This is a genomic window from Candidatus Margulisiibacteriota bacterium, assembly GCA_003242895.1.
Lineage (GTDB): Bacteria > Margulisbacteria > Riflemargulisbacteria > GWF2-39-127 > GWF2-39-127 > GWF2-39-127.
Genome location: QKMY01000019.1, coordinates 74667 through 94938 on the forward strand (window position 1 = coordinate 74667; position 20272 = coordinate 94938).

Here is a 20272-nt window from a genome sequence, read left to right on the forward strand (position 1 = left end):
CTTTAAAAATGAAAAATACAAGAATAATGCAAAAAATGCTTTGACAATGAATGTTGTGGTCTTATATAATGTAAGACGTTTTTGTGTGATAGTTTTTTATTACAAGAAGGGAGAAATTAATATGGTAATGGCTTCTAGTATTTTTGGAGAATTAACGTTTAGTAAAGGGGTAATGAAAGCGAAGCTCAATAAGTCTTCATTTGAAAAACTTTTAGCTTCTATTGAAAATGGGGACCAGCTTGATGAAGCGATAGCAGCTGATGTCGCTCATGCGATGAAAGAATGGGCGATGGATAATGGGGCAACTCACTTCACTCATTGGTTTCAGCCAAGAAGAGGCGGTACTGCTGAGAAACATGATGCTTTTATCAGTTATGGCGATGATGGAGAGATGATCGAAAGATTTTCTGCAAAGCAGCTGATTCAATCTGAACCGGATGCATCTTCCTTTCCTTCTGGCGGGATGAGATCTACTTTCGAAGCACGAGGTTATACTGCGTGGGATCCTACTTCTCCGGCATTTTTAATTGAAGCAGAAGATACCAGAACGCTTGTTATCCCTTCTGTTTTTCTATCCTGGACTGGGGATGTTCTCGATATTAAGACCCCGATGCTCCGTTCAATGAGAGCACTTAATGATTCTGCAATAAAATTACAAAAATTATTAGGCAACAGAGTCGCAAAGAGAATCAAGGTATATGCCGGACCTGAACAAGAATACTTTTTAATATCAAAAGATCTTTATGAAACAAGACCTGATATCCAAGTGTGTAACAGAACTCTGTTTGGTGCAGCTCCTGCAAAAGGCCAGCAAATGGAAGATCATTATTTCGGATACATTAATGGGAAAGTAATCAGATTCATGGAAGAACTGGATATCGAGTTATATAGGAGAGGGATTCCAGCAAAAACCAGACATAACGAAGTTGCTCCTAACCAATTCGAAATAGCTCCTCTTTATGAAGAAGCTAACTTGTCAATTGATCATAACTTGCAACTTATGGACATCATGAAAACTGTTGGCGACAGGCATGATATGGTTGCAATCCTTTCTGAAAAACCTTTTGCCGGCGTAAACGGATCAGGAAAGCATCTTAACTGGTCGCTTGGCGATAACTCAGGTTCCAATTACCTGGAGCCATCACGTTCGCCATTAAAAAATATTAGCTTTTTGATGACACTAGGCGCTATATTCCTTGGTGTTGATAAGTTCGGCGGAATATTGAGAGCTTCCGTTGCAGATGCTGGAAATGATCATCGATTAGGTGCAAACGAAGCTCCTCCTGCAATAATGTCGGTTTATCTTGGCGAATATCTTGATGGCCTATTAAACGAGATCGAAGGTATTAGCAAGCTAACAGAACAAAAAATGGCTCATATTAATCTTGGTATCCAGAACCTTCCTAAAGTTGCTAAAGATACTTCAGATCGTAATAGAACATCTCCAATTGCTTTTACCGGAAACAAGTTTGAATTCAGAGCTGTGGGCTCTTCACATAACTGTGCTGAAGCTGCAACGATATTTAATCTGATGGTAGCCTATGGATATGAGGTAATGACTGATAAGCTTCTGCTAATGAAAGGTGATGTCAAAGAAAATGCCATTATGGTATTAAAAGATGTTTTAAAGAAAACGAAGCATGTTCGTTTCGAAGGTAATAACTACTCTGATGAGTGGCAAAAAGAAGCTGCAAAAAGAGGCCTTCCAAATGAGAAGAATACACCTGCAGCTCTTGCGCATTATCTCAAACCGGAAGCAATTAAATTATATGAGAAATATAATATTCTTTCAGAGCGGGAACTCCATTCTAAAGTTGAAATCAAGCTTGAGAACTATATTAAGATCAAAGAGATTGAATTCAAGACAGCTATTAATATCGCAAATACACTTGTGTTGCCTGCGATAGCCAAGCACATTTCTGTTATCGGTAAAGCAGCTGCAGCTACGCTTTCTGCCGGTATTAAATCTCCTGCTCTCTTGGGCGACCTTGAGAAATCTGATAAGCTTTATGCCGATGTTAAGACCGGAATCGCCGGATTAGAGAAATCTCTTAATTCCTGTGAAGCGGAATCTGACATTTTTAAACGTGCTAATTTGTTTGCTACAAAGGGTGTTGAATCGCTTGAAACCTTAAGAACGGCAGTAGATTCATCTGAGTTGATTGTAGCTGATGAATTCTGGCCGATGGCAAAATATCAGGAGTTATTAAATAGCCTATAGATTTTTGAACTTTATTATCTTCAGAAAATGGAGCACCCATATGAGTGCTCCATTTTCGTTTTTAAGTGAGCCAATTCAGGAAATTCGAAGTGTAAAACTGGGAGTAGTCCCGATTTTTTTATTTATTATGGTCTGTTAATATTAGATATGTAAGTTAAAAGAAATTATTATATAATATATTGTGATGATACTGGTGTGATGTTTTTTTCTAAGAGATGCATCGGTTGGAATTGGGTATTGATAGGATTGGGTATTGGCCTTATTTGCTGGGCCGGCAATATCTTTATATTGGTTCAATATAGTCAGTAATGACTACAATGTAATAATGACTTAATTTAAGATGGTGTTGGCCTGGTGTATAAGCTTTCTGTTTAATTAACCCCGAGTAAATTATGCCTGATAATAATGATTGGAATCGATTAATATGTCGATTCTTATGTGTCTTTGTTTTGTCTTATTAATCTGTTGTTGATTTAATCACATTGTCTTGCCTGCGGTATGCTCTTACAATCGCAAGGCAAACATATCAACATCTATGTATTAATTGCTTATTGTTCTATAATATAGCTATGATTTAAAATAAATGCTCAAATTTGTAAAGCATAATTTATTTTGTTTATGCAGAGAATGCTCGTTAATATATAAACATCTGCATTGAGTGGAGGATATGAATGAAGATAAAGATCCTTATGGTTGATGATCATAAGATAATGAGAGAAGGTCTTCGTGCGCTGCTCGAAAAAGAGTCGGAAATGGAAGTCATCTCCGAGGCAGAAAATGGCAGAAGTGCTGTTGATCTGGCAGCTAAACTGAAACCTAACCTCGTAATTATGGACGCTTCCATGGCTGATTTGAATGGAATAGAGGCTACTAGGCAAATTATCGCTAATTCTCCGGCTATTAAAGTGCTCGGGCTTTCTATGTATTCTGATAGAAGGTTCGTTACCGGGATGTTAAGCGCCGGGGCATCTGGTTATATCCTCAAAGATTGTGCATTTGAAGAATTGATAACTGCTATCCATACTGTTTTTGCAAACCAGATATATCTTAGCCCGGGAATCACGACTATTGTTATCAAAGATTATGTCGGTCGACTGTCCGCGCCGGAAGATCCCGAGTCACCGGTCCTGACAACTCGAGAGCGAGAAGTGCTCCAGCTTTTAGCTGAAGGAAAAACTACAAAACAAATTGCGACGCTTCTTTACGTGAGTACGAAAACCATAGAGACTTACCGGCAGCAGATCATGAAAAAATTAAACATCCATAGTGTCGCGGAACTGACCAAATACGCGATACGTGAAGGATTGACTTCATTGTAGCTTAAAGGGAATTAAACATGAATAAACTTATTAGAGTAATGATAATTGAGGATTTTGACGATGATGTTCTTTTGATGGTCCGTGAACTCAAGAAGGAAGGATATGAGACTATTTATGAAAAGGTAGATATTTCCAGCGGAATGGAATATTTGCTGAGAGAAAGGGTCTGGGATTTGATTATCGCTGACTATAATCTTCCCAGCTTTAGTGCTCTTGGCGCTTTGGAAATATTAAAGAAAAGCGGTCTAGACATCCCTTTTATTATTGTTTCAGGGGTAATCGGGGAAGAGAAAGCTGTAGAGGTAATGAAAGCCGGCGCCCATGATTACGTTATGAAAAGCAATATTTCCCGGTTAGTTCCTGCTATTGAAAGAGAACTTCAAAAAGCTGAAGTTCGAAGAGAACACAAGAGAATGGAGGAGCGTATTATCATCTATCAAAACCAGCTTAGGTTTCTGGCCTCCGAACTCGCATTAACAGAGGAGCGTGAAAGAAGGCGAATTGCAACTGAACTTCATGATCGCATAGGCCAAACATTGGCGATATCAAAAATAAAGCTAAAATCTATAGTTAATTCTGATAGTTCCAATAGCAGAAAAGACCTTCTTAATGAAGTAATTAGTCTTATAGAGCAGACTATACAGGATACTCGTTCTTTAACCTTTGAGATTAGTCCTCCGATTCTTTATGAATTAGGATTTGAGGCGGCAGTCGAATGGCTGATAGAAAGGATTCCTCTCCTGTATGGTATTTCTGTAAAATTCAAGGACGATATGCAGCCAAAACCGCTTGAAGATGATATCCGGGTATTGTTATTTCAGTCAGTACGAGAATTGTTTATGAATATGATTAAACATGCTCAGGCTAAAAACGCAGTAATCTCAATCAAGAGAAAAGACAATGAAATTGTTATTGAGATAACTGATGATGGTATTGGTTTTGACCACATCGGAAGTAATAGTGTTGTTGATCGGACTGCAGGTTTTGGTTTATTCAGTATTTGCGAAAGACTCAGTTACATGGGTGGCAAAGTCGACATAGATTCGAAGCCGCAATGCGGAACCCGTATCGTATTGACCGCACCAATAAAGTCTTAATCCGGATTAATATTCAGTTAGTTTTGTAGCCTATAAAATAATCTAATGTTGGTGCTTTATTCATTTTCCGATTAGTATCCGTAGAAACATGATAGAGCATGACCTTACATTTCATATAATTAATTTTTTCCCACTAATATACCTCTTGCGATAGATAAATAATAATCAATTATTAGCGATCGCGAGCTTCATTCTGCTACGACTTGCCACATTGCTTGTTGCGAGCTATTATATGGCCTAATATTTTTTTACTTACCATAGATCTAATATCGTTTTTTTGCTTTTCTCAGGAAGAACTGTTCATGTTGAGAATTGTTCTGTGAGAAGAAATAGGAGGATATTATGAGGATTGCCATGTTATCTCCGGTTGCCTGGAGAACTCCCCCACATCATTATGGCCCTTGGGAAAGTTTTGTATCTCTACTGACTGAAGGATTAGTTGCTAGAGGCATCGACGTAACTCTTTTTGCAACTGCTGATTCGATTACCAAAGCAAACCTTCGGGCAGCTTGTCCTATCGGTTACGAGGAAGATAAGGGTTTAATCCCGAAGGTTTGGGAATGCTTACATATATCTGAGCTTATAGAACACGCTGAAGAGTTTGATCTTATTCATAATAATTTCGATTTTTTACCACTAACTTATAGCAGTCTTATATCTACTCCAATGGTTACTACGATTCATGGGTTTTCATCTCAAGGAATTATACCGGTCTACGAAAAATATGATGGTAAGTCTAATTACATTTCAATAAGTCACGCAGATCGCTCACCTCGGTTACATTATCTTGCAAATATTTATCACGGAATAGATATAAAACAGTTTACTTTTAATGAAATACCTCAGGATTATCTTTTGTTTTTTGGGCGGATGCATAGAGATAAAGGTGCCCGCGAGGCCATCGAGATTGCAAAAAAAAGTGGTCGAAAATTGATAATGGCAGGTATAATTCAAGATGCTGAATATTACGAGCAGGAAATAAAGCCTTTGATTGACGGAGAAAATGTTATATTTATCGGAAGTGCTGATCCTCAAAAACGAGATGAATTATTAGGGGGAGCACTAGCACTTCTCCATCCTATCAACTTTAATGAACCGTTCGGACTTTCTGTTATTGAATCTATGGCGTGTGGTACGCCTGTCATCGCTTTTAATCGTGGTAGTATGCCTGAACTTATTACTCATGGAAAGAATGGTTTTCTTGTATCCAGTATTGAAGAAGCAGTTATTGCTGTACAAGAATCTCCCACTATCAGCAGGATATATTGTCGCGATTTTGCAAAAAAATATTTCAATGCAGATCGAATGGTGGATGACTATATTAAGGCATATGAACAGATACTGGTTACAAGCAAAAGGGAAGATCACCGGCCCTGGGGATTTTATAAGGTCCTGCACGATGCGGTTGATGCCAAGATTAAGCAGATCACTGTTTATCCTAAGATGCGTCTTAGTCTGCAAAGTCATCAGAAACGGTCCGAACATTGGTTTGTAGTATCCGGTGAAGGAACTGTTACCATAAACGATCGGAAAATAAAGCTGAAAGCTGGAGATAATGTGGATATTCGAAGAGGAGATGTTCATAGAATTGAGAATAGTGGTCCGGCTAATCTGGTGTTTACGGAAGTTCAGGTGGGTGAATATTTTGGCGAGGACGATATCCGTCGATTTGAAGATGATTATGGTAGGGCTGCGTAAACAAGATAAAGCTTCATAGTGGTATTCTTTATTGGATTTATAAATGACATCTTACAAGGAGTCTATTATGTCCAATTCCATTGTTATTCGTTATGATAAAAATCCTATTCTTACAAAAAAAGATGTTCCTTATTCAGTTCATACTGTTCATAATGCCGGGGTAACAAAATTTGAGGGACGGTATATTATGCTGTTTCGCTCTCATTTGCGTACAGGTAGATCGATAATCGGTATTGCAGAAAGCGAAAATGGTTATGATTTTCAAGTGCGGCCTGAGCCATTTATTGTGCCGGAAAAAACAGGGATGTTTGCCATATACGAAGAGTACGGAGTTGAAGACTGCCGTATTTCCAATATTGAAGGCGAATATTTGTTGACCTATAGTGCCTATTCCCGATATGGGGTGAGGATTGGATTGGCCTGTACCAGAGATTTTCAGAAGATTGAACGGGTTTCTTTGATAAGCCAGCCAGATATGAGGAATGCTGTTATTTTTCCTCAAAAGTTTGACGGAAAATATGCCCGTCTTGATCGTCCTCATTCGGACATTTCTCCTTGGGCTATATGGGTGTCATATTCTCCTGATCTAGTTTATTGGGGAGATTCTAAAATTGTGATGAAGCCAGTCACCTACCACTGGGATGAGATGAAAATCGGTCCCGGTGCTACTCCATTCTTGACTGACAGGGGATGGCTACATATATACCATGGAGTTTTTTCCACTATGGCAGGCGCGGTATACCGGCTCGGTGTCGCACTGCATGATAAGGATGATCCGGCTAAGATAATTGCGGTTTCCGACCAATGGATACTTCAGCCGGAAGATACCTGGGAAGTAACCGGATATGTTCCAAATGTGGTTTTTAGCTGTGGTGCTATACCAGAATCCGATGGAACAGTCAAAATATACTGGGGAGGGGCAGATAGTGTTATGTGCGTTGGGACTGCCCTTATATCCGATCTGGTAGATCTGTGTATTAATAGTTCGAGACATCCTATATAAACTTATTGCCTTTATTCTAATATAGATTTCCATCGAAAATGCATCGTGATAGCGATGGTCCTTAGAAAGCTAGCATTACGCTGACGACTATTATATGAATAAAGAATTAAGAATAGGGGGGATACATCTATGGTTTCTGATAGAAATAAAATTAACCGGGTAGCTGTAATCGGCAATTATTTGCCAAGGCAGTGTGGTATTGCAACCTTTACTACTGATTTAAGCATGGCATTATTAAATGAGATCAAGAGTGAAGATGATCTGATTGTCGTCGCAATGGATGATGTTCCGGAAGGATATGATTATCCTGATAATGTTAAATTCCGGGTGAGGGCTAATGTGCAATCAGATTATTTTTGGTCTGCAAACTTTTTGAATACGAAACAGTGTGATGTTGCAATATTGCAGCATGAATATGGAATATTCGGAGGTAAAAACGGTTCTTATATACTTCAACTGATTAAGCAGTTGCGCATGCCGGTGTTAACAACGTTACATACGGTTTTGAATAAACCATCATACGACCAAAAAACTATTATTCAGGAATTAGCGAAATATTCGCACAGGCTTATCGTAATGAGCCATAAAGCGGAAAAAATGCTTGTCGATATTTATGGGATCAACAAAAAAAAGATAGCTTTTATTCCTCATGGCATACCTGACTCATCTTTTGAAAATCCAGGTGTATATAATGAATTATTTGGTTTTCCCGGCCGTCAGTTACTTCTCACTTTTGGTTTGTTAGGACCGAATAAGGGGATTGAATATGTTATCAAAGCATTGCCTGATATCATTAAGAATCATCCTGAAGTTATTTATCTTATCCTTGGTCAAACGCACCCGCATATTAAGCAAGTCTATGGCGATATATACCGTGATAGTTTACTGCAATTAGTTACTGATCTGCATTTGGAGGATTATGTAAGGTTTCATAATCAGTTTGTTACAATAGATACTTTGCTGCAATATCTCCAGACATCGGCGATATATGTAACTCCATATATTCAGAAAGAACAGATAACTTCAGGGACGCTAGCGTATGCATTAGGTGTTGGAACTACTGTTGTATCAACTCCTTACTGGTATGCGGAGGAACTTCTTTCTGATGGGAGAGGAATACTCGTACCCTTTAATGATTCGATGTCTCTATCAAGGGTTGTTAATGATATTTTGAGAGATAAGGATGACCGTGAAAAAATGAGATTCCTGGCATATCAGTATGGCCGGTCAATGATCTGGAAAGAGGTTGCTCGTAATTATCTGGGATTAGCGTCTGAAATTGTCGAAGAATTGAAGCAATCAACGAAGATACACGTTCATGACTGGCATAATAGTAAGGTCCTTGATAATTTGCCGGAAATTAACCTTTTTCATCTGAAGGCACTTACTGATGATACCGGTGTTATGCAACACGCTTTGTATACTGTTCCTAACTTGCATCACGGGTATTGTGTCGATGATAATGCCAGAGCATTAATTGTTGTAAGTATGTATTACCAGCTCTATAAAGATGAAAAAATTATTCCGCTCATTCAGAAATATCTGGCATTTTTGTATTATGCATTTAATCCTGAGAACGCGCGGTTCAGGAATTTTATGTCCTATGATCGAAGGTGGTTAGAGTTGCTTGGAAGTGAAGATTCTCATGCCAGAGCTCTCTGGGGGTTGGGTGTAGCAGTGAAATATGCGCCGAATAACTCAATTAGAAGTATGGCCATGAAAATATTCGTTGAGGGCTTGTCAGAATTAGAAAATTTCTTGTCGCCTCGTTCCTGGGCATTTACAATTATTGGCTTGCATAATTATCTTGAGATTTACGGAGGGGATAATTATGCGCGACGAATGAGAACAATCCTTGCTGAAAAATTATTTGATCTTTTTCACGCTAATAGTTCGCCTGACTGGATATGGTGCGAAGAAAAAGTGACGTATGCAAATGCTAATTTGTCACATGCTCTTCTTCTGTCAGGACAATGGATCCCGAATCGTGAAATGTATGATATGGGGCTTCGTTCATTAGAATGGCTTCTCAAAATTCAAACTGCTCCGGCGGGACATCTTTCTATAATAGGGAACAAAGATTGGTTCAAAAAGGGAAGTGAAATGTCAGCCTTCGATCAACAGCCTATAGAAGCAAAATGTCTGGTTGAAGCTTCTGTTGAAGCGTACAAGTCGACAGGAGATGAAAAGTGGTTATCGGAAGCGCAACGATGCCTGGCGTGGTTCCTGGGAGGAAATGACATAAATATGCGTATTTGTGATTTCGAAACCGGAGGTTGTTGTGACGGACTGAAACCTCACGGGGTAAATTCGAATCAAGGGGCAGAATCTTCTCTATCATGGCTGATTGCACTTCTGAAAATGTATGAAGTACAAGGCCAGTCATTATTGGTGAGTAAAATAAATACTGTATCTATTTCCGACGATGTCCCGGTAACGGCTAATTATGGAGGTATCAAGGCTCAGGAGACTATTGTGATTTAATTGTCTGAACCTGACTCCTGATTAGCTTTAGCCTGTAATTAGCGTGAGTACTCAGACTTTGATTCCATATATATATTTGTGGTTTCTATAGCTTTCCCGGCAATAAATATGCCGGGATCTGTGTTTTTTTTAAATATAATATTCTATATCTACAGAGTAATATCCAGTAATTTGTCCTTTTGTGTAAAGGAGTGTGCATCGACATTATGTGGTTACTGGTTTGTTGCCGGAATTGCTGTAGGTATGAAGTATTAAAAATATTTAAAAAAAAATAATTAATGTTATAATATGTTATTCATCTATGTCATAGATCGCAATTCCCAAATTACTTCCCGTCGTTAGATTACCCCCCTTCAATTTAATGCGGGAAGTAATTTGGTGAATTGCGAAAATATACATGAATTAATTGTGTTTGTTGTTTTTTTGAAGGATGGAATTGATTGGAAAGAATAATAGGGATAATAATAGATAAAATTATCGCTATTTAGCAATATAAGGAGGGATTTGAGGGTGAAAAAAGGTAAAGAATTAGTAGCTCATATCCTTGAGCGGACTTTGAGTCGGGAACCGATTGTTGTTTGGACAAAATTTGAATTCATTATTGACGAAAAAAAATTTAGCTTTCTTTCTAATAATAATTAATAAAATAAGTTATCCCTATTTTAATTCAAATATATTTGCTGAGATTATCTTCCCGGGTGCATTTTAATTATTGCTTTAGAATGATCATGTATCACAAGGTGGCTAGGTTGTCTTCCCAAAGGCCAGATTGTCCAGTATCTGTACTACAGCTGTAAGGCTCTGTGTTTGTTGCGAGAGAGCTCTGTAGCCGCTGGCCGATTTCTCGGCAGTCTGGGCATTATGCGTTGTTAGTTTATTGAGTTGAGTGATAGAGATATTGATATTCTCAATACCTCTGGCTTGATGTTCGATGGCTTTGTCAATAGAATGGACTAAATCTGCAATCTTGTTGGCATTTTCGGCGATGGCCCCCATTGTGATGAGAGTATCTACTGCGACTGTGACCCCGCTTTCCGCGTTCATAACCGACTTCTGAATTAGTTCTGAAGTATTCCTGGCAGCACTGGTACACCGTTGCGCAAGGCTTCGGACTTCTTCGGCAACAACGGCAAACCCTTTCCCTGCATCACCGGCGCGGGCAGCTTCGACAGCTGCGTTAAGGGCTAATAGATTAGTTTGAAAGGCGATCTCGTCGATTGTTTTAATGATTTTTGCTGTTTCATAGGAAGATTCTTTTATGTTTTTCATGGAGTCATTTACACGTTCGATAGCTGCTTGTCCCTGATTAACACTTTCTTTGCTGGCGATCATGAGCTTGTTTACCTGGCTGACATGGGACGCATTCTTGCTTGCCATCGAGGACATCTCCTGTAGGGAGGCTGAGGTTTCTTCTATACTGGAGGCCTGCTCCAATGTGCCTCTAGCTAGTTGTTCGCTGGAGGTGTTTATTTGATCTGACACTTTATCTATGTTTGCTGTGCAGTTGGATAGCTGTGTGATGGATAGGTTGATCGGTTTGACAATCCTTCTGCCAACTACCTTAAAATTGAGGCCGACAACGACTATTAAAAGAATTAGATAGCTCGCAGTCTGGATTACCCCCATAGGTACGCCACCAATACGACCGAACATATACGAGAATAAATTGGTTAGATAAATCCCGGGAATAAGCCAGATTCTCAGTTGTGTTGCAATTGATGGTTTTAGCACTCGGGTATAGATAAATGTCATTACGCTGAGAAGAATAACGACGATAAAGACAACCAGGGAAAGTTCTTTTAGCATCTTAATCCTTTTATTTTACACGATTTCTTATATATTATATCTAATAATATTTTGTTTTGCAAATATGTATGGAATATAGTTAGCAAAAGTATGCTGTTCTAAATATTCCAGATTATGGAATTTATTTGTTTGTTTGTTTTTGAGAAATTATTTCATTGTAATGAATGTTTATTCGTATTGACAGGTATGTAGCGCAGTTGTATATATGCAGTTGAGTATGGGAATGTCTGATTATGCCTTAATAGTTGTCTATAATAATATCAAGCTATGATAATGAGATGCGGTATTTGGTTTGAGGGAATGTGGAAGACTAATGGGTAGTTGTTCAGAAAATTCTTTGGTAATTGAAATAGGGACGGGGCGAAAAAAGAATCGTTATTGGAAAGATGTCTGGTCCTATAGGGAATTGTTTGTTTTTCTTTCGTGGAGGGATATTCTTGTTAGATATAAGCAGACATTCATAGGAGTGGCCTGGAGTGTTATCCGACCTGTTCTGACTATGGTGGTATTTACTCTCGTTTTTGGTAAGCTGGCTAAATTGCCTTCGGAAGGTGTGCCTTATCCTGTTCTGGTCTACGCTGCTATGCTACCATGGCAGTTTTTTTCCAATTCTTTTAGCGAAGCCGGTAATTCGCTGATTTCAAATGCAAATCTGCTTACAAAAATCTATTTTCCCCGAATCATAGTGCCTTCAAGCGCAGTAATAGTAAGCCTGGTTGATTTTCTCATATCTTCTGTAATACTGATAGCCCTTATGGTCTGGTTTCGTTTTGTGCCGGACTACCGGATACTTACTCTTCCGATATTTCTGATTCTGGCATTGATTACTTCTTTAGGTGCCGGATTCTATGTGGCAGCATTGAATGTGAAATATCGGGATTTCAGATATATCATTCCTTTCATCGTCCAGTTCGGGTTGTATATATCGCCGGTTGGATTTAGTAGTAATATAGTGCCTGAAAAATGGAGATTATTATATTCGCTTAACCCGATGGTGGGCGTAATTGATGGGTTCAGGTGGGCGATTGTTGGTGGAAATAGTAATATTTACTTGCCTGGTTTTCTATTGTCAGGTCTTATTTCTGTATCTCTGTTTGTAGGTGGTATATATTATTTCCGTAATATGGAAAGAAGTTTTGTTGATATTATTTGATAGCTAAAGGATTTTCTTTATGGATGCCGTTGTTAAGGTTGAGAACTTAAGTAAAAGCTATATTCTTTCACATCAGCCGGGGAAACGATACGTTGCTCTTAGGGATGTCATCTCAGAAAAAACTAAAAAAATAACCGGCAGAATTCTGCATCCGTTTTTGGCTTTTAAAGAATTAAAACCGCTCCATGAAGAATTCTGGGCACTTAATGATGTGTCTTTTAATATTAGACAGGGTGACAGGGTTGGCATAATTGGCAGGAATGGTGCAGGCAAATCGACACTGCTCAAAATACTGAGCCGCATAACCGAACCTACAAAAGGACATATTTCTATTAAAGGAAGTGTGGCTAGTTTGTTGGAAGTTGGGACTGGTTTTCACCCGGAGCTAACCGGCAGAGAAAATATTTTTCTTAACGGCGCTATACTTGGGATGAAAAGAACAGAAATTAAAAAGAAGTTTGATGAAATTGTAGCTTTCGCGGAAATTGAAAAGTTCCTAGACACACCTGTAAAGAGGTATTCCAGCGGTATGTATGTGCGGCTTGCTTTTGCCGTAGCGGCACATCTTGAGCCGGAGATACTTGTGGTTGATGAGGTACTTGCCGTAGGAGATTCACAATTTCAGAAAAAGTGCTTAGGAAAAATGGAGGATGTGTCGGCAAAAGAAGGACGAACTGTGCTGTTTGTCAGTCATAATATGGTAGCGCTTCAGTCACTATGTAACAAAGGGTTGTTATTGTTGAACGGCAGAGTTGCATTCGATGGTGCATCTAAAGATGCGATCCAGAAGTATTTACAGGAATTTAACAAGAAATCTGTTTTGGATCTATCTAGCCGGTGTGATAGGGAAGGAAATCAAGCCGTCAAAATTACCAATATAAAATTTTATAACGATTTAACTGGAGACAGGGTTGATGTGCTGGTTTCCGGAATGCCTGTTTTGATAGAAGTTGAATATTTTTGTCAAAATTCTAAAAAGGTAAAATCTTTTGATATTTCTATTTCTTTTTGGACACAAATGCAAACTTTTTTATTTGCTTGCAGAAGTTCAGCTGTGGGTGTGGATTTTCGGCTGATAGAGAAAGGAAAGATATACTGCAAGATACAGAAGTGGCCTTTAAATGCAGGTATATATAAATACAATATATACACCGAGGCGAATGGGATAATGAGTGACAGGATAGTTGATGTTGAGGATCTTAATGTTGAAAGTGGAGATTATTATCAGACAGGCAAATTGCCTGCGGCTCATTTGCAAGGCGTTTTTATTGATCATCAATGGCTGGATGGTGGGCAATTAATATAGAGTTTTAACGCGTATTCCGGATTTAAAAAGGTTCTTATTCTATGTCAGTTAATGTATCAAATGTTTATAAAAATGAATTATGTACGGGATGTGGCATGTGCGCAAGTGTTTGTCCTGCCGGGTGTATTTCTGTCAGGAAAGACGAAGATAAAGGAATCATGCATGCATTTGTGGATGAAAGCAACTGTAATCATTGTGGTATATGTGTAAAAGTATGCCCAGGTGAGAAAGTTGATTTTAACCGGGATATGCCGGATAAAAGGCTTGGTTTGTTAAGTCATCCTTATGTAGGAAAATATTATAATATTTATTTTGGATGCACTAACGATAATGAGATAAGGTTTAATGGCGCTTCAGGTGGAATGGTAACAGCTTTTCTTTTGCATATACTTGAAAAGAAACTGGTTGATGGTGTAGTAGTCTCAAGAATGAGTAAAAATGAACCATTAGTTGCCGAAACATTTATTGCGAGGTCGAAGGAAGAAATAATATCAGCCCAGAAATCGATTTATTGCCCTGTTCCTTTAGGGCTCATTATGAAGACACTTCAGAATAGTCCGGGACGGTACGCGGTAGTAGGTCTTCCCTGCCATATACATGCTATCAGGAAAATGCAGAAGCTGAAAAAAGAACTTGTCGGGAAGATTGTATTTACCATAGGTTTATTTTGCAGTCGGACCCCAAGTTATAATGCCACCCGTTTTCTATTGGAGAATAAAGGTATAAATTCAGATGCCGTATCTTCCATTTCTTACAGAGGGAATGGACATCCTGGTTTAATGACAATTAATTTGAAAGATGGAAAAAGCATTAATGTACCTCATTTGGATTATGATTATTGGGGATATATGTTTTTTAATTTTTTTATTCCTACAAGATGTTTTCTTTGTGCGGATAAGGTCGCTGCCCTGGCAGATATATCGGTAGGGGATAATTGGTCTGCTTTGATGAAGTATAGAGGTGGAACTTCAACTATTATTGTGAGAGATAGTGACTGCCTGGATATCTTGAGAAATATGGAACGGGATAAGTTGGTTATTTTGCAGGAAACAGGCATTGATGTTCTTATTCACAGCCAGGATTTAACAAATAAATGTAATATTGCTTCGAGGGCAAAACTATGGAAGTTGTTGGGGGGGGCCTTGCCGGATTATGGCACACTAGAATATGCCTGTAATTGCAGAATTAACAAGTTAATAGTAATAATCCCTAAATTTATTAAATATTTTCTAAGCCGCAGGAAATATAATTTTAAATTGCTTAAAAGAAGAGCAAGGATATTTTGGATGGTTGAACAGCTTGGATATAAGATATCTGGGATAATGAAAAAAGTATTAAAGACTCCTTTTTATTTATATAAATACTTAATAAGTCCGTTATTGTTTATTTCAAAAAAGAAGTTAGAAAAAAATAGTAAATATAAAATAGTTATGATAGGCGGCTATGGATGTCGGGATATCGGGGATGAAGCTATGCCTCATGCAGATATAATCAATTTGAGAAGTATGTTTGGAGACAGGTTAGATATTGTTATGTTGTCTCCGGACCCTGAGTATACGCGGGAATTTCATAAAGAAAGATCTATAAAGGATATTAATGAATTAACCCCTTTTCCTTTAAACGGAGTAATAAGTATTGTAAAAATTATTATGTCTTTATATTTTCTTTGGGGGGCGTTTTTATATAAGCATGGAATATCTATCAGGCTTTGGCCTAATGCCAGAAATGTACTTGATGAAATGGCTTCATGTGATCTTTTGTTTAATGTTGGAGGCGGGAATTTAAATAGTGTTATTCCACAGGAGCTTTATAAGAAAGGATTAACTTATATAGCAGCTGATATTTTAAATAAGCCGATAATCCTTTCCGGTCAGACAGCCGGTCCATATACGAAATTGGTAGATAGGCTTTTTTCAAGATACTGTTTAAATAAAGTTCATATGATTACCTTCAGGGATAAAAAAACATCCCATGAGAGATTACTGAAAATCGGTGTATCCGGGCCTGTTATGGTTGACGCTGCTGATGACGCAATGACTATTCCCTTGATCGATGTTTATGAAACAAAGCAGATACTGATAAGGGAATTAGGTGCTAACTGGGTGAAGAATGATAAACGGCTCAAGGTAGCAATGAATCTGAAAGGTTCTTTGAAGATTTTTAAGCAAGCAGGGGAAAAAACTGAAGTAAAAAATGAAATTGAATTAATGGCTATTATTGCAGATTCAATTATAGATAAATATGATGCTCAGATTGTATTTATACCTACAGATTATTGCGACGGAGTAGATGATAGGGAGTTACATACGGATGTCGTGCAAAAAATGCATAATAAACATGCCGTAAAGACAATCGAGGGGGAATATAATGATACTACCTTAAAAAGTTTAATAGGCATGTTTGATGCAGCCATTGGCGCCCGGTATCATTTTTGTGTGTTCGCGGCTTCCATGCTTGTTCCGTATTGCGGTATTGCGAGTGGAGTTTATCAGAGGACAAAACTACAAGGATTATCTGACCTTTGTGGTTTGCCCCAATGTTATATAAATGAAGATATGGAAACTGCTTCCTTTGATGATGTATGGGGTAAAATTCAGGAATTTATAAAAGACCGGCAAATAATTAAGCAAAAGCTAAAGAATATTGTACCTGTATTAAAAGAAAAATCTTTAATCGGTGTTAAAGAAGTCGAGAAAATTCTAAAAAATAACAAGGGAGTTATAGTACATCACAAAGGGAATAATTCTTATAAAGCCAGGAGCAAAAATGTATTTGTCAGTAATTATACCGACGAGAAATAGGGGCAAAGAGTTAAGCATTGCTCTAGGATCTCTTGCTAAACAGACACTATCACCAGATGAGTTCGAGGTGATTGTTGTGGATAATGGCTCAACAGATAATACCAGAGACGTCGTAAGAAGTTATCAGGGAGAAATTAAAAATCTCCGTTGTTTTTATGATAATGTGCCAGGGCTTCATGTAGGCAGAAATCGCGGCTTAAAAGAAGCAATGGCTGATATCCTTGTTTATGCTGATGATGACATAGAAGCTTTTCCTGTTTGGCTGGAGGGTATTAAGGAGTCTTTTGCTTTGGATAAAAATATAGGCCTAGTTGGCGGCAAAAATCTGCCTGCTTTTGAAACGGAGCCGCCAGAATGGTTATTAAAAATGTGGAATAAGAATACTAAGGTTGGTAAGATTCTGGGTTACCTGAGCTTGATTGATTTAGGCGAAGAAATTAAAGAAATAAATCCATTTTTCGTTTTTGGTTGTAATTTTGCCATAAAAAAACAGGTTTTAATAGAAGCCGGCGGTTTTCATCCCGATGGCATGCCGCAAAAGCTGATTAAGTACCGTGGTGACGGAGAAAGCTATATATCGAGTTGTATTTTGGAAAAAGGATATATGACATTATATAATCCAAAGGCTTCTGTTTACCATTTTGTACCGGAAAAAAGGATGACCTTGGAATATTTTTGTATTAGAGCTTTTAATGAAGGGATTTCCAGCTCCTATGTACAAATTAGAAAAAATCATATAAAAACACCTATTAAAAAAAGAAATATTAATAATGAAAGTATAATAACAATAGCAAAAACTGTAAAAGGTAAGTTGTTGTTTATAATTAACCTGATAAATGTAAAACTTAACAAGTTTAAAAAAGATATTTTTTATGAAATACATAATGAAATTAATAAAGCGTATAAGGCAGGGTATCGGTATCACCAGAATGAAGTAAAAAACGATCCGAAATTATTAGAATGGGTTCTTCTTGAAAATTATTTAGGTTAGAAAGGATAAAAGTAATAGAAGAAAAGGGTTATTCGGATGTAATCAATGCGAACTAAATAAATAACTATCGGGGGGTAGGTTATGATTCAAACAATTGTTGATAAAGAAGCAATTCTCGCTATTATTATTTCACGTGATTTTTCCAAAAAAGGCATACATTTTTTTACTCCTGATGAATTTTCCCAGCAGCTGGCATACATGAGCCATCCGGCAGGCAAAGTTATCGAACCCCATATTCACAATCAGGTTCCAAGAGAGGTCCATTACACAAAAGAAGTTCTTTTTATAAGAAAAGGGAAGCTCCGCGTTGATTTTTACAATGACGCCAGGAATTATCTGGAAAGCAGAACTTTGGAAACCGGGGATATTATCCTGCTGGCATCAGGCGGTCATGGCTTTGAGGTCATAGAAGACCTTGAGATGTTTGAGGTTAAGCAGGGACCATATGTAGGTGAGCAGGATAAAACCAGATTTGAGAGTATTAAAGCGTATGGATTGGAGAGACACTTGTGATGAATAGTTTTGTGCCGGTAAATGAACCGTTGTTAAACGGCAATGAGAAGAAGTATCTTGGTGAATGTATTGATACTGGATGGATATCAAGTGAAGGCCCGTTCATCAAGCAATTCGAAAATGCATTTTCTGTTTATGTCGGGCGCAAATACGGAATAGCAGTCAGCAACGGTTCGGTAGCTCTTGATGCGGCAGTTGTTGCATTGGGAATTGGTGAAGGGGATGAAGTGATCCTCCCTGCTTTTACTATAATTTCATGTGCTGCCGCGATAGTCAGATCAGGTGCGCTGCCCGTGCTTGTTGATTGTGATCCACTAACCTGGAATATTGATGTTAATCAGATAGAGCAGAAAATTACCGCAAAAACCAGGGCAATTATGGTGGTGCATATATACGGTTTGCCAGTTGATATGGAGCCTGTCCTGGAACTAGCCAGGAAATATGACCTTAAAATAATTGAAGATGCGGCTGAGATGCATGGACAGACATATATGGGTAGAGCGTGCGGCAGTTTCGGTGATATCAGTACCTTCAGCTTTTATCCTAACAAGCATATTACGACCGGTGAAGGCGGTATGCTGGTTACAGATGATGACTTTTTGGCAGATAGATGCCGTTCTTTAAGGAATCTATGTTTTCAGGCTGGTAAGAGATTTGTGCACGAAGAGTTGGGGTGGAATTTTCGAATGACTAATATTCAGGCTGCTCTTGGTCTGGCCCAATTGGAAAGACTACACGAGTTTGTAGAAAAAAAGAGAAGGATAGGCAAAAAGTATAATGAATTATTCATGGATGTAAAAGGAATTCAATTACCTGTAATCAAGACAGATTTTGCGGAAAACATATATTGGGTTTATGGAATGGTATTAAATGACGAAATATCTTTTGACGCTCAGGAAGTAATGAGACAGATGGCAGATAAACAGATTGGTACTCGTCCGTTTTTTTTTCCGATGCATGAACAGCCTGTGTTCCAGAAAATGGGCTTGTTTAAAAATGAGAAATATCCTGTGTCAGAAAAAATTGCCAGAAGAGGCTTTTATATTCCGAGCGGACTTGCTTTGACCGATGAACAGATAGAGCAGGTGGCGGCAGTTCTGAAAGAGGTGATTAAATGAGTGTTTTTGCTGATTATTCGAGTTATTATGATCTGCTTTATAAAGACAAGGATTATAAAGGTGAAATTGACTATATAGATATGCTTATCAGAAAGTATAATCCGCGAGCTAAAACCATATTGGACCTGGGGTGTGGCACAGGACGTCACGATATTTTACTTGCGGAAAGAGGGTATTGCATACATGGTGTCGACTTGAGTGAAGAGATGATAAAAATTGCAAAACAGTATGAAAGTTCTGATAGACTGAGTTTTTCTGCCGGAGATATAAGAAATATAAAATGCGGGAAAAAATTCGATGTTATCATATCTCTGTTTCATGTAATGAGTTACCAGATAAAAAATGAAGATATTACATCTGTAGTAAACACGGTATCCCGGCATTTGGAGAAAGGCGGGGTATTTATATTTGACTGCTGGTATGGTCCTGCTGTGTTAACTGATATGCCGGTTGTAAGAGTGAAACGGCTTGAGAATGATGAGCTCACTGTCCTAAGAATAGCAGAGCCTGTTATGCACCCTGATGAAAACGTTGTGGATGTTAATTATCAGTTATATATAACTGATAAATTAAGCGGTAACCATAGCGAAGTGAGAGAAATGCATAAAATGAGATACTGGTTTAAGCCTGAGATAGAGGAAGTGTTGAAAAATAAGGGATTCGAACTCATAGCATATGAAGAATGGATGAGTGGGAAACCCACTGGCTTAGATACCTGGGGAGTCTGTTGGGTTGTAAAAAAAATTGTTCAATAATGTGTAA

Annotated in this window: 14 protein-coding genes; 13 read left to right on the forward strand and 1 reads right to left on the reverse strand. The window is 38.1% G+C overall.

What is annotated here, in order from left to right:
* The first annotated feature begins 46 nt into the window (after nucleotides 1–46).
* The 6 genes from DKM50_01830 (at nucleotide 47) to DKM50_01855 (ending at nucleotide 9822) form a co-directional block, all read left to right on the forward strand.
* Nucleotides 47–2221, forward strand: coding sequence for a glutamine synthetase type III (locus DKM50_01830; protein ID PZM83643.1), 2175 nt, complete (start codon nucleotides 47–49; stop codon nucleotides 2219–2221).
* A gap of 671 nt (nucleotides 2222–2892) precedes the next feature.
* Nucleotides 2893–3540 carry a DNA-binding response regulator gene (locus DKM50_01835; protein ID PZM83644.1) on the forward strand — a complete coding sequence of 216 codons (648 nt, stop codon included), beginning with the start codon at nucleotides 2893–2895 and terminating at the stop codon, nucleotides 3538–3540.
* A 17-nt stretch (nucleotides 3541–3557) separates the two neighbouring features.
* Entirely contained in the window at nucleotides 3558–4637 is a 1080-nt protein-coding gene (locus DKM50_01840) for a hypothetical protein (GenBank protein ID PZM83645.1), read from the forward strand.
* Between the two features lie 342 nt (nucleotides 4638–4979).
* A complete protein-coding gene (locus DKM50_01845; GenBank protein PZM83646.1) occupies nucleotides 4980–6335 on the forward strand; it encodes a mannose-6-phosphate isomerase in 1356 nt (451 codons plus the stop codon).
* Between the two features lie 67 nt (nucleotides 6336–6402).
* Complete coding sequence (locus DKM50_01850; protein ID PZM83647.1) at nucleotides 6403–7338, forward strand: glycosidase; 936 nt, start codon at nucleotides 6403–6405, stop codon at nucleotides 7336–7338.
* 129 nt (nucleotides 7339–7467) lie between these two features.
* Nucleotides 7468–9822, forward strand: coding sequence for a glycosyl transferase group 1 (locus DKM50_01855; protein PZM83648.1), 2355 nt, complete (start codon nucleotides 7468–7470; stop codon nucleotides 9820–9822).
* Nucleotides 9823–10566: 744 nt separating this feature from the next.
* Here the strand turns inward: DKM50_01855 and DKM50_01860 are convergent.
* Nucleotides 10567–11628: a hypothetical protein gene (locus tag DKM50_01860; protein ID PZM83649.1), complete on the reverse strand. Its 1062-nt coding sequence runs from the start codon at nucleotides 11626–11628 to the stop codon at nucleotides 10567–10569.
* Between the two features lie 313 nt (nucleotides 11629–11941).
* Here DKM50_01860 and DKM50_01865 point away from each other — a divergent pair, with 313 nt between their 5' ends.
* From DKM50_01865 to DKM50_01895, 7 genes are all read left to right on the forward strand, one after another.
* Nucleotides 11942–12781 (forward strand): ABC transporter permease, encoded by an 840-nt coding sequence (locus DKM50_01865; GenBank protein ID PZM83650.1) that lies wholly within the window; start codon nucleotides 11942–11944, stop codon nucleotides 12779–12781.
* 19 nt (nucleotides 12782–12800) lie between these two features.
* Nucleotides 12801–14087, forward strand: coding sequence for an ABC transporter ATP-binding protein (locus DKM50_01870; GenBank protein PZM83651.1), 1287 nt, complete (start codon nucleotides 12801–12803; stop codon nucleotides 14085–14087).
* A 41-nt stretch (nucleotides 14088–14128) separates the two neighbouring features.
* Nucleotides 14129–16888, forward strand: a complete 2760-nt coding sequence (locus DKM50_01875; GenBank protein ID PZM83652.1) for a hypothetical protein — start codon at nucleotides 14129–14131, stop codon at nucleotides 16886–16888.
* Nucleotides 16854–17879 (forward strand): hypothetical protein, encoded by a 1026-nt coding sequence (locus DKM50_01880; GenBank protein PZM83653.1) that lies wholly within the window; start codon nucleotides 16854–16856, stop codon nucleotides 17877–17879. The genes DKM50_01875 and DKM50_01880 overlap by 35 nt, the downstream gene beginning before the upstream one ends.
* 81 nt (nucleotides 17880–17960) lie before the next feature.
* Nucleotides 17961–18392 (forward strand): hypothetical protein, encoded by a 432-nt coding sequence (locus DKM50_01885; protein ID PZM83654.1) that lies wholly within the window; start codon nucleotides 17961–17963, stop codon nucleotides 18390–18392.
* Nucleotides 18392–19510 carry an aminotransferase DegT gene (locus tag DKM50_01890; protein ID PZM83655.1) on the forward strand — a complete coding sequence of 373 codons (1119 nt, stop codon included), beginning with the start codon at nucleotides 18392–18394 and terminating at the stop codon, nucleotides 19508–19510. The genes DKM50_01885 and DKM50_01890 overlap by 1 nt, the downstream gene beginning before the upstream one ends.
* Entirely contained in the window at nucleotides 19507–20265 is a 759-nt protein-coding gene (locus tag DKM50_01895; GenBank protein PZM83656.1) for an SAM-dependent methyltransferase, read from the forward strand. The genes DKM50_01890 and DKM50_01895 overlap by 4 nt, the downstream gene beginning before the upstream one ends.
* Nucleotides 20266–20272: the final 7 nt, after the last annotated feature.